Origin of the sequence: Pseudomonas lactis (assembly GCF_001439845.1) — a bacterium.
Lineage (GTDB): Bacteria > Pseudomonadota > Gammaproteobacteria > Pseudomonadales > Pseudomonadaceae > Aquipseudomonas > Aquipseudomonas lactis.
Map to the genome: position 1 here is coordinate 12,958 of NZ_JYLO01000017.1, position 13,537 is coordinate 26,494.

Here is a 13,537-nt window from a genome sequence, read left to right on the forward strand (position 1 = left end):
ATGACACAATCAGAACTTTTTAAAACCACTCAGCTGGGCCCATACACCCTCAAGAACCGTATCGTTCTGCCGCCACTGACGCGTTCGCGCAGCTCCCAACCCGGCAATATTGCGAACGACCTAATGGCCACATATTACCGTCAGCGCAGCGGTGCTGGCTTCATGGTGACCGAGGGCACACAGATCGAACCCCGAGGACAGGGTTATGCCTGGACACCCGGCATTCATAGCCCAGAACAGATACAAGGCTGGCGTAAGGTCACCGACGCTGTTCACGCCGAAGGGGGGGTGATCTTTGCTCAACTTTGGCATGTAGGCCGCGTGTCACACACATCGCTGCAACCCGGTGGTGAAGCGCCCGTCGCGCCATCAGCCATCCGCGCGGACAACGTCAAGGTGTTCATCGAAACTGGACCCGGCACGGGTGCACTGGCCGACCCATCGACCCCACGAGCCCTGTCCACCAAGGAGGTAAAGGAACTGGTTGAGCTCTACGCCCAAGCAGCCCGAAATGCTTTGGACGCAGGTTTTGACGGGGTGGAGCTTCATTGCGCGAACGGGTACCTGGTAAACCAGTTCATTTCGGCCCATACCAACCAGCGTGATGATGAATATGGCGGTTCGCTGCAGAACCGTCTTCGCTTCCTGCGCGAAATCACCCTGGCCGTTGCTGGTGTCGTCGGCAAGGAGCGCATGGGCGTTCGCTTCGCCCCGCTGTTCGCGACCACAGACGAAGACCGCGTATACCTTGGCCTGGTCGAAGAAGATCCTCACCAAACCTACATCGAGGCAGTGAAGATCCTCGAGGAAGTGGGCATTGCCTACCTGTCGCTCGCCGAAGCCGATTGGGAAAACGCACCCGAGCTGCCTGAGACGTTCCGGGAAGATGTTCGTAAGACCTTCAGCGGCAAGATTCTCTATGCCGGCAAGTACACCGCTGAACGAGGAAATCGCGTGATAAAAGCTGGCTGGGGCGACCTGATCGCTTTTGGTCGCCCCTTCATTGCGAACCCCGACCTGCCCGCTCGTATCGCCAACAACTGGCCGCTTAACCCAGTTGATCCAAGCAGCATGTACGGCGGTACCGATAAGGGCTACACCGACTACCCGACTTACAAATCCTAAACGCTCAATGCCACGCCCCATAACTCAGGGGCGTGGCTCAGCGTTTGCTGACCGAGGAAGTTAAGCATGTACCAACCGAGCACGATCCCCTACCAAGAGCATAGGGGATTCAAACGAACCTTCAGGCAGGGTCATCTAAGCCTTGGGCTGTTCTTTCCCCTAGAGGCTTTCGAAGGTGATACACCGAGCATGCTAGATCAGGTCGCGCTGGCCAAACGTGCAGAGGCACTTGGTTTTTCGGCGCTCTGGTTTCGCGACGTCCCACTCAGGGACCCAAGCTTCGGCGATGTCGGCCAGGTTTTCGACCCTTGGGTGTATCTGGGCTACATGGCAGCCCATACAACAGAAATCGCACTAGGTACCGCCTCCATCGCCCTTACTTTGCGTAATCCCTTGCACACGGCAAAGGCCGCAGCGAGCATTGATCAGTTGAGCGGAGGTCGCTTGCTCCTGGGAGTAGCCTCTGGCGATCGTCCCGTGGAGTTTCCCGCATTCAGCATTGATCCAGAAAAGCGTGGCGAGACCTTTCAAGAAAACTTCAATGTGATACGCCAAGCCCATCGAACACACTTCGAGCCCATTCGCTGGAGTGGCGGCGAGTTAGTGGGGGCCGACCTCGTTCCCAAACCTACGACTCGGGAAATACCGCTATTCGTAACCGGACACAGCCGCCAGCCGCTCGATTGGATCGCACGTGAAAGCCATGGATGGATCAACTATCCACGTCCGCCAAAAATACAGCGACTGATCGTGGAGGATTGGCGACAGGAAATAGTTAAACAGTGTGGCACTATCTACAAGCCGTTCTTGCAATCGCTTTATATCGACCTGGACGAACACCCGTCCACGCCGCCCTCGCATATCCATCTAGGATTTCGACTAGGACGTAACCACCTTCGGGCCTTGCTGGATACACTTCAGGAAATCGGTGTAGATCACGTCATCCTGAACCTCAAGTATGGTAAACGCCCCGCAGCAGAGGTTATCGAGGAACTTGGCAAGCATATCGTCCCGCAATTCGGCGTCCAGGCTTCTGATAGTGCTGCCTGACAGAGCAACAATACTTCAGCCAGGAGCGGCCAGTCCTTGCAACAGACGGCGGGCGCAGAGGTCACGTCAATACCTTCCATTTTTCTGCGCAAACCCGGAAGATATCTAAATATCGCAAAAAACAGGTATCAAAATTCCATGACCATTGACGTCAACGAAGCACTGAAAGCATTGGCAAACCCGATGCGCCTTGCCATCCTCAATTGGCTCAAGGATCCCAGGACAATCTTTCCAGAGCAGGAGGTCGACCCAGAAACGGTAGGCGTGTGCGTCAGTATCATCCAAGAGCGCACGGGCCTCTCGCAGTCCACCACATCGCTTTATCTCGCAGCTCTGCAGCGCGCGCAATTGGTGACATCGCAGCGGATCGGCCCCTGGACCTACTACAAACGCCACGACGAAAATATCGATGCCTTTTTCAAAGCGCTGCAAGAAAAAATCTAAGGCTGAAGAAACCTTGTATTTCTGGCTGATTTCAGTGCTTGCCGATTTCAAAAACAGCAATCTGACCAAGTAACGATCAACTAACCCGTTCATTTATGAGTTTTTAGCCGCAGCGAGCATTTGGTAGCGGGCATACTCTGCATTACGCCCCCATCTCGCCTGGGGTGATCAGCAAATACCGGCCAGCCAGGACATGTGCAGGTTCGACAGATCGAACAACTTGACCTGTGGCGCGGCGTTCTTCACTACCCAGTGGAAACGCACTTTGGTTTCGCCAAACTGCCACTTAATCACTCTGAAACCGGAGCGGTATACGCAAAATACTGCACATTCCAGAGAGAAGCGCGAAGCCTCCTAGTGGTTTTTTACGGCCGGCCCTCTTCTTCAGGGGGCAGCATAGGATTTTTTCAACATGACAGAACCGCACCGCAAGCCTGAATATGTCGGCCTAGTTCTCGCCGCCGGCTCCGGGCAACGCTTCGGCAGCGACAAACGCCTTGCCCAGCTGGCAGACGGCAGCAGCCTTTTGCGCGCGACGTTGTTGCGCGCGAAAGAAGCCTTCAGCGATGTTCGAGTCGTATTAAAGGCTGAGGATGATGCACAGGCCTTGGCTATTCCGCATGACATTCATCTGGTACGTGCGGCCCACGCCAAACAGGGCATGGGCTCAAGCCTGGCCGCCGGCATCCAGAGCCTGGCAAATACGCAGGCCACTGCGGTGGCGGTGCTGCTCGGGGATATGCCGTGGATTACTCTCGCAACGCTGTTGCAGTTGCGCGCGCATGCGCACGCTGAACATATTGTTGTCGCTTACTGCGATGGCCAGTGCGGACACCCCGTGTTGTTCGGCCGGCGCTTTTGGCCGGAGTTGATGCAACTGCAAGGGGAGAATGGGGCCAAGGCTTTAATCGCCACCCATGCGCAACAGGTGATAGAAGTGACGCTTGCTGACAGGGGCATCCTGCTGGACGTCGACAAGCCGGCCGACCTTAGCCACCCACCGATTTCATAATCAGGGCACTGCCGGTAAAAGTGGCGTCTTGTTTGTCCTGCAGCGCACGACTGAGCAACCCTTTCAGTTGCGGCTGCGCCTGCTCAGTCGGCAGATCCAACAGCGCGCCCATAAAATGTCCGCGATTGGATGATAGGCATCCGTATAACCAGCCCGTAGACGACAACCGCAGACGACTGCAGCTCCGGCAAAAGGGCGCGCTTTCGTTGGCAATAATACCGAACGCCCCGCGCTCGCCCACGCTATAACGCAGCGCAGTGGCATCTAGCGCTGCCTCGGTTTGTGTGAAGACATAACACTCGCCGATAAGCTCCAGCAGCTCGCGCTGGCCGACGAACTGGGTACGAAAAGCCTCTGCATGCTGGGCCAGATGGCCCATGCGCATCAGCTCGATAAAGCGCAATTCGTAGCCCTGCTCCAGGCAGAACGCCAACATGGGCATGACCTGGTCGAGGTTGCTGCCACGCATCGGCACCATATTGATTTTGATGCTCATACCAGATCGACGCGCCAGCTCAATGCCGTTAAGCACAGTCTGCAGATCGCCGCCCTTTGCGATCTTGCGGAAGGCGCGCGGGTCAAGTGTGTCGAGGGACACATTGACCCGCTGGATGCCCGCGCTGCGCAATAACGGCAACTTGCCGGCCAGCAATTGTCCATTAGTGGTCAGGCTGATGTCCTGCAACGCTAGCGCACCGATGCCCTGCAGAAAAGGCTCCAGCCGATCACTCAGCAGCGGCTCACCGCCGGTAATGCGCAGCGCGTCGATACCGGCGACATCCCTGAGCAGTTCGACGGCGCGCAGCATCGACGCGGCCGCCAGCTCATCACGCGCGGCCACCAAGCGGCGGCCATCGGCCACACAGTAGGTGCAGGCGTAATTGCAGGCAGCCGTGAGGCTCAGGCGAAGTTTGCGGAAACGCCGACCCTGTCGATCGACGATCACCCTGCCATGTCCGTGTCGAAGCCAGTGGCTGACTCGCCATCCTCAGCCAACGCCTCCAGCACATAAACCTGACGATCGCTCAGCAGCTCGCCAAGGGCATTGGCCATGGTCGTGTAATGGGGCATCTGCCGATGAAGCGCTATCGCCTCATGGCTTGCCCAGCGCTCGACGAAGACAAACCGTCCGACCTGTTCAATGCACCGACTCAGGACGTAAGACAGGCAACCGTCTTCGGCCCGCGAGGGCTGCACGCAAGCTCGCAGAATCTGCTCGACCTGCTGCTCTTTGCCGCCTTTGGCGGTCAGTATCGCTACAACGCGTATGGTTTGATTCACGCTGATAGGTTCCTCGGTTGATCAGTCGTCAAGGCTGCACGGCGAACCGCCGATAAGCCTCTGCAGCAAAAGCGATTTCGGTTTCGGTCTCGCTAGCGATCAGCACTGGGTCGCTATCATGGATACTCGCGGACCTGAAACGCAGGCTGCCACCATTGCGACCATTGAGCACCGCCTGAATTTCCGCCAGCATCGCCATAGCCACGCTTTCCGGAGTGTCGCCGCCCAGGTCCAGGCCAATCGGATAATGCAAACACGCCAGCCCTGGCAACTCGCCCTGCTGCTCGTGGATACCGGCCAGCAGGCGCTCGGTGCGCTCACGCGGGCCCAACTGCCCTACATAACAGGGCTCACTGTGCAACACTCCCTGCAGCCAGTGCGCGTCTTGCACCAAGCTGTGAGTCATCACCGCCACCGCTGCGCCGCGTACAAGTTCACGGTAGGCGAAAGGTTGCTCAACATCGCCAACCAGCACCTGGTCAGCGTCGGGAAAACGCTCTGCTCGGGCAAAGTGTGACCGCCCATCGATGATTGTCACATGCCAGCCCAAGAGCTTGGCCATGCGCACCAGCGGCTGGGCATCATGGCCCGCACCAAACACTACCAAACGCCGCACGGGCGGCAGGTACTCCATAAGCACTTCAATCTTGCCGGTGCCATTCGGGTAAAGATATCGGGATGACTTTCCACGCACCAAGGTCTGTTGGAGATCAATCCTGATCTGCTCAGCCAGCGCCGACTGCAGCAACTCGCCCTCGGCGCTTTGTCCTGACACTAATAACAGGCGATCACCTAACCGGTGTGAACCATCAGCCGAGCTGGCGATCACCGTGGCGATGGCCGCCGGTTGCTGGGTGTCGCGAACGCCAAGCAACGCAGTAATCAACGCGCAAGGACCACTGGCAGGCAGCCGCTCGAACAATACGTGAACCTTACCGTTGCAGCCCAGCCCGAAACTAAGCGCTTCCTCACTGCCCTCATCCGCCTCGGAGGTGCTGTAGCTACGCAGTGCAGGCCCAGCTTCAGTTAACCACCAGGCTTTTCTGGCGACTTCCGCTTCCAGGCAGCCACCACTGATGGTCCCCTCGGGCCTGCCGAAGCGCGAGACTAGCATCCGCGCTCCTGGTCGCCGATACGCAGAGCCGTCGACTTTTACCACGGTCGCAAGCACCGCTTCTCGGCCAGCATTGCGCTCCGCCAGGAGTACATCCAGCAGTGGAATCAGACAAGACATGAGGCACCTCGGCTCAATGAAGGGACTCGGTACGGCGCTTAGCCACAGCTTGCTCCGATACCTGCGCACCAGTCTCGCCAAAGCGCTTCAGTACGAAGCTGCTCAGCGCAGCCAATTCCTGGTCGGAGTAAATGGTCCCGAACGACGGCATGCGTCGATCTACCCGGGTGTCGGTCGAACCATGCCCATTTAGCAGGATGCCCAGCAAATTACTGGCGGCAGGATCGTTGACCGTCTTTAGACCCCGTAGCATGGCAGTCTGACTCTGGTTTCCGGTCCCGTCCCAGCGGTGACAACTAGAACAGGCTTCGGCGAACAGTTTATTGCCAAGGGCATTGTCGCCCCCCTGCGGTGCAAGCTTAGCCTGCTGCGGACGAGCCACACCTTCGCTGCGCGCCGGTGAGTCCTTGAGATAAACGGCGATCGCGTGACGATCGGCGTCGGTCAGATGGCTCAGACTGTGCTCCACCACCTCCGCCATCGGCCCGGTGGACAACCCGAATCCTGGCGCCGCGCCGTCCTTCAAGTAACGCGCCAGCACGTCCGTGGGCCAGGCACCGACGCCATGTATCGGGTCAGAGCTGATGTTGTAAGCGTTCCAACCCTGTATCAGGTTACCGGCAAGCGAACGGTCTTTGCTGACAGCTTGGAACAGGTTCCGAGGCGAATGGCACTCACCACAGTGGCCAGGACCTTCCACTAGGTATTTGCCTCGATTCCACTCGGTAGAGTGCTGGGCCTCGGTTTCAAATTGCTTGTCGTCCAGGAACAGCATATTCCAGAAAAACATCCCCCAACGCTGATTGAACGGGAAGTTCAGCTGGTTCTCTTGAGCCACCTGCTCGATTGGCTCCAGGCTATCGAGATAGCTTTTGATGGCCAGGATGTCGTCACGCGACATCTTGCTGTAGGACGTATAAGGGAATGCTGGATAGTAGTGTTTGCCATCGCGCCCCACGCCGGTTCGCAGCGCGCTAACGAACTCATCATCAGTCCAGGCTCCGATGCCAGTTTGCTTATCTGGAGTGATATTGGGCGAAAAAAGCGAGCCGAATGGCAGCTTAAATTCGACACCACCGGTGAAGGGTTTACCACCGGGCACGGTATGGCAAGCCACGCAATTTGCAGCGCGCGCAAGATACTCGCCCCTGGCAAGTAAGTCCTCCTGCGCATACGCAAACTGCGCCACCAGGAATCCGCTAGCGAGCAATAGCCAACTTGTTATCAAATTCATGAGTAACTCCTCAAACCGGATAGTAGCCAGCACGGCTAAGTGGTAACCGACGAATGCGCGTACCGGAAGCAGCGTAGAGAGCGTTAACCAAAGCTGGACCGATCAGCGCAGTACCGGCTTCCCCGACTCCGCCCGGTGCTTCCAGGCTAGGCAGCAGGTGCACCTCAACTGCTGGCGCCTCACTTATGCGCAGCTGCCGATAGTTGTGGAAGTTGGTCTGCTGAACCTGACCGTTCTCGATAAGAATTTCGTTGAACAACGAAGCAGACAGACCGAATAATGTCCCACCTTCAACCTGCGCCAAGACCGACGTCGGGTTAGTCGCGAAGCCGCAGTCCACAACACTGATCAAGCGTTTAATGCGCAAGCCAAATTCACCCTGCATCTCAAGCTCAACGAGAGTTGCTACATAGCTGCCAAACACCGAACTTACTGCCACACCCCGACCCTGCCCAGCAGGTAAAGACTGGTACCAGTCACTCTTCTCAGCAAGTAAGCGCAGCACCGCCTGGGCACGTGGCTGGTCCGCCAACAGCTCCAAACGGTAGACCACCGGGTCGGCCTTGGCATTGTGCGCCAGCTCATCAATAAAACACTCAAGGGCATAGGTCCCCCGCAGAGGGCCGACGCCTCGCCACCAGGACACGGGCACGACACTCGGCTCCTGGCGGATATAGCGAACCTGCAAATGCGGCAGGCGGTAGATGGGTTCCACCGCGACTTCAACGGCATCGGCATCCACGCCGCTGGGAGGCAAGCTGCCGGCATAGCGGGCGAGAATCGAGGCACCAGCGATACGGTGTTCCCAGCCCAGCGGACGCCCCTGCTTATCGAGGGCGGCTTGCATACGATCGGCATAGAGCGGCCGATAGAGGTCGTGGGTCATGTCCTCCTCACGGCTCCAGACCAGCTTGATCGGGTAATCGACCTGACGCGCGATGGCCACTGCTTGGGTGATGAAGTCGAACTCCAGACGCCGGCCAAATGCCCCACCGATCAATTGATTGTGCACCTGGATTTTTTCCAAGGGCAGCCCGGTGACTTGGGCGGCCGTCTGTTGGGCGAAGACCGGCACTTGGGTGCCCACCCATAGCTCGCACGCATCTTTACGCACATGGGCCACGCAGCTCATGGGCTCAAGCGGCGAATGCGACAACAGCGCTTGCTCGTAAACGGCCTCGAACTGGCTGGAAGATCCCTGTTTGGCTTGCTCAATATCGCCTGTGCGCTTAGCGACCACGCCATCACGGCTACTTGCGGCTAGCAGCTCCTGGTCCAGTTGCTTTGATCCGATAGTAGCGTTCGACCCAAGTTCCCACTCGATCTTTAACGCTTTGATGGCCTGCTGGCAGGCCCAAAAGTTACTTGCGGTAACGGCCACGGCATTGTCCAAACGCACGATGTCGCGCACCCCTAACACCCGTCGCGCCTCAGTTTCATCAACCGAACGCAGCCGTCCGCCATACACCGGACAGGTGATGCTGGAGGCCACCAGCATCCCAGGGATTTGCAGGTCAATGGTAAAGCGCGCCTTGCCGTTGACCTTCGCGGGCGTGTCCAGGCGTTGCGCGGGAGTGCCCAACAGCTTGAACTGCTCGGGGGTTTTCAGCGGCACCGCGTCGGGCAACGGCAGCGTCGCAGCGGCCTCGACCAAATCGCCGTAGTCAGCCTGCAGGCCTTTGGGGCCAAACACCTGGCCATTCTGCGCATGACACAGGCTCGGCGCGACGCGCCATTGAAGCGCTGCCGCCTGAATCAACAGAATGCGCGCTGTAGCGCCCGCCCGACGCAGCGGCTCCCAGGTGTAACGGGTAGAGGTCGAGCCACCAGTGGCCTGAAACTGAAGCAGGGTATCGGTATACAGTGCGGAGTTCGGTGGGGCCTCCTGGATTACTACCTTATCCAAATCGACCTCAAGCTCCTCCGCCACCATCATTGCAATACCAGTTTGCGCGCCCTGACCCATTTCAATCTTCGGCGAGATCACCGTGACCACGCCATCTGGGCCCACCCGCACAAAGGCCCCGAACCCCTCAGCGGAGCGATCACCCAGCCGGCCTAAGGCAGCAGCCTCGGAGGCAGCGCTTTTGGACACCAACGGCGGTAGCCAGGTACTCAACACCAAGCCGCCGACCGCGATACCGCTGCCTTGCAAGAGACGGCGACGGGACATATCAACATTCATTTCGATTGTCTTCTTCATCTCACGCCTCCTCTACACGGCCAACACTGTGGATGGCTGTGCGAATACGGGTGTAGGTGGCGCAGCGACAAAGATTGCCTGCCATTGCAGCATCAATCGCCTGATCGTCTGGCGCGGGCTGGCTCTGCAGCAGAGCAGTGGCCGCCATGATCTGCCCTGACTGACAGTAACCGCATTGCACCACCTCATGCGCCAGCCAAGCCTGTTGAACGGCTTGACCGACAGCAGTCTCACCGATGGCTTCAATGGTGGTGATTGAGCGGCCCGTCAAAGCAGCAACAGGGGTCACGCACGAACGTATCGGCTGACCATCAAGATGCACGGTGCAAACGCCACACTGAGCAATACCACAGCCGTATTTTGTCCCGGTGAGGCCAAGCACATCGCGTAAGACCCAAAGCAGAGGCATATCCTGCGGCACGTCGACTTGGTGCGACTGTCCATTGATGATTAGCGTTTGCATCTTCATTCCTCAGACTAGTATTTTTAATGCCGACAACCTTAGTTATCGCTTTAATCATGTGGGTGCGGTATGGGAAGCAGGCCAAAACAGCCTCATACGTTCACGAATTAATCCGCCTTAAACGGGCAACCAACCACCCGGCCAGCGGAAAGGAGACAAGCTGGGTGATTGGTACCAATACCAGCACCTCCACCAATACCATTACTGGGAAACTCAAATCACGGGTCAGCGGGGCTAATATACTCAGCACCAACAAAAGCGTTGGGTAAAGCCCCAAGCAGCCAACCAGTACACGCCAGAACGCGGCGTTTATTTGATGCGAGCGCTTACTGCGTGCGTGCATAATCCCCCCACAGGCATTACTTGTACTTAGTGGCCTGGATCTTTTTAAATAAAAAAGCCCTACCAGCAAGGAGCTTGAGCTGGCAGAGCAAAAAACACTGTCATTCCAACAACAGGCAATCAGTCTTCACTTACCCGAACCACTAGCTTGCCAAAATTACGCCCCTCTAGCAGGCCGATAAAGGCCTTAGGCGCCTCCTCTAGACCACTCACCAATTCTTCACGATACTTAATCCGGCCCTGCGCAAACCAGCTTGACATATCGTTAAAGAATTCGTCGTAGCGGTGCGCGTAATCATCAAAAATAATGAAGCCTTGGACTTTAATACGCTTACGCAGAATAGCCCCCATCAAGGCAGGCGAGCGATCTGGCCCGTCGGGTAAAGCGGTATCGTTGTAGTGCGCAATAATTCCGCAGACCGGCACTCGGGCCTTGGCATTGAGCAGCGGCAGCACAGCATCGAAGACTTTTCCACCGACATTCTCGAAGTAAATGTCGATACCCGACGGGCAGGCCTTGGCCAGTTGCTCGGCGAAGTCCGGCGCTCGATGATCGAGGCAGGCGTCGAAACCTAGCACCTCGACAGCATGCCGGCACTTTTCCGCCCCTCCGGCCACACCGACCACGTGACAGCCCTTGATCTTGCCGATTTGCCCGACAGTCGCACCGACCGGCCCGGTAGCAGCCGCCACCACCAGCGTTTCACCCGCCTGCGGCCGACCAATATCCAGTAAGCCCATGTATGCGGTGAAGCCTGGCATTCCAAATATGCCCAATGCATAAGACGGCTGCGCTGGCGAATCGCCCAAAGGGGTCAGGTCGCTGCCATCAGACAGCGCATAGTCCTGCCAACCACTAAAAGACAGCACCCAGTCATTCACTTTATAGGCATGATGCTTTGAGGCAACCACACGACATACAGTGCCCCCCACCATTACTCCGCCCACTTCGACAGGAGGGGCATAGGACGGCGCATCACTCATGCGACCACGCATGTAAGGGTCTAGCGATAGATAGATAGTACGCAGAAGTACCTGCCCCTCTGCGGGTTCAGGAATTGGACCTTGTTCAATAAGAAAATTCGCTTCGACAGGCGCACCATGTGGACGCGATGCCAGAACAACGCTTCGATTGATTTGCTTTGATTGAGACATCTTCACACTCCTTGGATGGCGGGGAAAAACAACCGCATCAACGGAAAAATTAGACCAGTCTGCTATTTTTCACATAAAAAAGCCACCCTACCGAGGCGGGAGGGTGGGCGATCTCGTAATCACGCCTCCTCAGGGACCAGCATCATCAGAGTAGTAGCCATGGCATTTTCTAGCGACCGACTGTTACGGTGCAGCTTGCTCAGCAGGCTTGCACCAAGCCAAAGCTGGTATAGCGCCAAGGCCGTTCGGTAAGCATCACCTTGCGGCAAAGAACCGTCTAGTTGACCCTGCTCAAGACAGCCAGAAATACGTTCAATTATCTGATCTGTTCCGTCACGGAGAGTGAGGCGCATAACCTCCGAAAGATCTGCAACCTCAGCGCTCAGTTTAACTACAAGACACTTTTGCTCATCGCAGGGCTTACAATAGCTTTCAAGCCATTTCTGCCAATATCCCATAAGCCGCTCACGGGCTGTATTGCCGGTAGCGGCAAATCGTTCATCCATGTTCGCCAGATAATTGCGAAAGTAATCCTCGAGCAAGCACTGCCCGTACTGCTCCTTGGATTTGAAGTAATGATAGAACGAACCTTTTGGCACACTTGCGGCTTGCAGAATCTCGTTAAGCCCAACACCCGTGAACCCCTTAACCACCATCATTCGGTGACCCGTATCGAGCAAATGTTGGCGCGTATCATCGTAACGTGGTTTCATCAGTGCAAGCTACCATAAAATAGACCAGTCGTCTATGTGAGATTTTTGCTCCAGAGATTGTAGCAATTGTTGATGGCCGCCGCAGGTCTAAACACCAACCCACGCTCGGCATCCTCATAGCGCCGCAGTACACGCAAAGAACCAATCCTAAGCCTCCCAAAGCTCCTTGGATTTCTGTGGGCGCACTCCTCTCTCGCTAGAAGACAAGCATCGAGATGCAGATCTCAAAGGACTCGGAGCGGACCGTAAGTGCTATCGGAGCATTCAGCCCACCAGAATAGTAGACTGGTCGCATATTGACAGATACAATTTCTTGCCTACTCGTTGCGAGTCCGCAAATTAACTATCGATAGCCTCAGACAATGCACATTTCCCTTACCGAGATCACTCAGAAGGCGTAAAAATGATGATAAAACTTCACCACCTCAATGACTCAAGGTCGTTTCGTATTCTGTGGCTGCTGGAAGAAATAGGCCAACCATATGAAATTATTCGGTATCAGCGTGATAAAAAAACACATCTAGCCCCCGAGACACTGAGGGGCATTCACCCCCTAGGCAAATCTCCAGTTATCGAGCTTGATGGAAAAATAATTGCGGAGTCAGGCGCGATCGCAGAAATCCTGATAAAAAAATTCGCACCTCATTTAGCACCAACAGAAAGCTCTGCAGAATACCTTGACTACTTACAATGGATCCATTTCTCAGAAAGCTCGGCAATGCTTCCGTTCTTACTGAAAATATTTAATGAGTTTGAAACACAATCTGGAACCGAACTAAAATTCCTTAACAACTACGCCGAAGCTGAATTCAATAAAGTTTTTTCCTATCTAAACAACCACTTGAATAACAAAAAGTTTTTAATCGAGGAGAGACTCACAGGAGCAGACTTCATGCTGGGATTTGTGGTGAAAGGCGCGCTCAACCTGCTCAAATCCAAGAGCGAATTTCCACATATTGAAACCTACATTAAAAACCTTGAAAACCAGAAAAGTTACAAGCTAGCGCTGGATATAGACGCGAAGTGAGTTTAGCTTTTTAACAAATAGCTGTGGCAGACTCTCAAACTGCCATGGCTCTCACCATCATGAAGCTAAGACCACCAAAGCTGACATCCTTCAAGTGACGGAACACTGGAGTGATGATCAACCTGCTTAAAAGCTTGTCAGTAACCAGGCTTAAAAATTTACTCAGCTAACGATGAATACGGCTGTTACGTCAGAGCCAGACCGGGCGTCGCTTCGCAGCTACACAATAGCAAGCACAGGCTTACATGTTGGAG

The 13,537-nt window shown here is 55.9% G+C and carries 14 protein-coding genes; 5 read left to right on the forward strand and 9 right to left on the reverse strand.

Annotated elements, in window-relative coordinates; all coding sequences use genetic code 11:
- From TX24_RS25675 to TX24_RS25685, 3 genes are all read left to right on the forward strand, one after another.
- A complete protein-coding gene (locus TX24_RS25675) occupies positions 1 to 1,125 on the forward strand; it encodes an alkene reductase (RefSeq protein WP_010562392.1) in 1,125 nt (374 codons plus the stop codon).
- 66 nt (positions 1,126 to 1,191) lie between these two features.
- Positions 1,192 to 2,175, forward strand: coding sequence for an LLM class oxidoreductase (locus TX24_RS25680; RefSeq protein ID WP_010562391.1), 984 nt, complete (start codon positions 1,192 to 1,194; stop codon positions 2,173 to 2,175).
- 138 nt (positions 2,176 to 2,313) lie between these two features.
- Entirely contained in the window at positions 2,314 to 2,619 is a 306-nt protein-coding gene (locus TX24_RS25685; RefSeq protein WP_010562390.1) for an ArsR/SmtB family transcription factor, read from the forward strand.
- A 168-nt stretch (positions 2,620 to 2,787) separates the two neighbouring features.
- On the opposite strand, the gene TX24_RS32640 is transcribed toward TX24_RS25685, so the two are convergent.
- Positions 2,788 to 2,913, reverse strand: coding sequence for a hypothetical protein (locus tag TX24_RS32640; protein ID WP_010562389.1), 126 nt, complete (start codon positions 2,911 to 2,913; stop codon positions 2,788 to 2,790).
- A 118-nt stretch (positions 2,914 to 3,031) separates the two neighbouring features.
- Here TX24_RS32640 and TX24_RS25690 point away from each other — a divergent pair, with 118 nt between their 5' ends.
- Complete coding sequence (locus TX24_RS25690; RefSeq protein ID WP_010562388.1) at positions 3,032 to 3,631, forward strand: nucleotidyltransferase family protein; 600 nt, start codon at positions 3,032 to 3,034, stop codon at positions 3,629 to 3,631.
- Here TX24_RS25690 and TX24_RS25695 read toward each other — a convergent pair.
- From TX24_RS25695 to TX24_RS25730, 8 genes are all read right to left on the reverse strand, one after another.
- Positions 3,609 to 4,577, reverse strand: a complete 969-nt coding sequence (locus tag TX24_RS25695; protein ID WP_045057437.1) for a GTP 3',8-cyclase MoaA — start codon at positions 4,575 to 4,577, stop codon at positions 3,609 to 3,611. The genes TX24_RS25690 and TX24_RS25695 overlap by 23 nt on opposite strands.
- Complete coding sequence (locus TX24_RS25700) at positions 4,574 to 4,912, reverse strand: putative quinol monooxygenase (RefSeq protein WP_038443633.1); 339 nt, start codon at positions 4,910 to 4,912, stop codon at positions 4,574 to 4,576. The genes TX24_RS25695 and TX24_RS25700 overlap by 4 nt, the downstream gene beginning before the upstream one ends.
- Before the next feature lie 28 nt (positions 4,913 to 4,940).
- Positions 4,941 to 6,146 (reverse strand): XdhC family protein, encoded by a 1,206-nt coding sequence (locus TX24_RS25705; RefSeq protein WP_038443635.1) that lies wholly within the window; start codon positions 6,144 to 6,146, stop codon positions 4,941 to 4,943.
- A 13-nt stretch (positions 6,147 to 6,159) separates the two neighbouring features.
- Positions 6,160 to 7,380 (reverse strand): cytochrome c, encoded by a 1,221-nt coding sequence (locus TX24_RS25710; RefSeq protein ID WP_038443637.1) that lies wholly within the window; start codon positions 7,378 to 7,380, stop codon positions 6,160 to 6,162.
- Between the two features lie 10 nt (positions 7,381 to 7,390).
- Positions 7,391 to 9,583: a xanthine dehydrogenase family protein molybdopterin-binding subunit gene (locus TX24_RS25715; protein WP_010562383.1), complete on the reverse strand. Its 2,193-nt coding sequence runs from the start codon at positions 9,581 to 9,583 to the stop codon at positions 7,391 to 7,393.
- Position 9,584: 1 nt separating this feature from the next.
- A complete protein-coding gene (locus tag TX24_RS25720) occupies positions 9,585 to 10,046 on the reverse strand; it encodes a (2Fe-2S)-binding protein (protein ID WP_010562382.1) in 462 nt (153 codons plus the stop codon).
- A 462-nt stretch (positions 10,047 to 10,508) separates the two neighbouring features.
- The gene (locus TX24_RS25725; RefSeq protein ID WP_010562380.1) at positions 10,509 to 11,543 is read right to left on the reverse strand and encodes an NADP-dependent oxidoreductase; all 1,035 of its coding nucleotides are present in this window, start codon (positions 11,541 to 11,543) and stop codon (positions 10,509 to 10,511) included.
- 119 nt (positions 11,544 to 11,662) lie between these two features.
- Positions 11,663 to 12,256, reverse strand: coding sequence for a TetR/AcrR family transcriptional regulator (locus TX24_RS25730; RefSeq protein ID WP_010562379.1), 594 nt, complete (start codon positions 12,254 to 12,256; stop codon positions 11,663 to 11,665).
- A 403-nt stretch (positions 12,257 to 12,659) separates the two neighbouring features.
- On the opposite strand from TX24_RS25730, the gene TX24_RS25735 reads away from it, so the two are divergent.
- A complete protein-coding gene (locus TX24_RS25735; RefSeq protein WP_169878815.1) occupies positions 12,660 to 13,283 on the forward strand; it encodes a glutathione S-transferase family protein in 624 nt (207 codons plus the stop codon).
- Positions 13,284 to 13,537 lie beyond the last annotated feature (254 nt).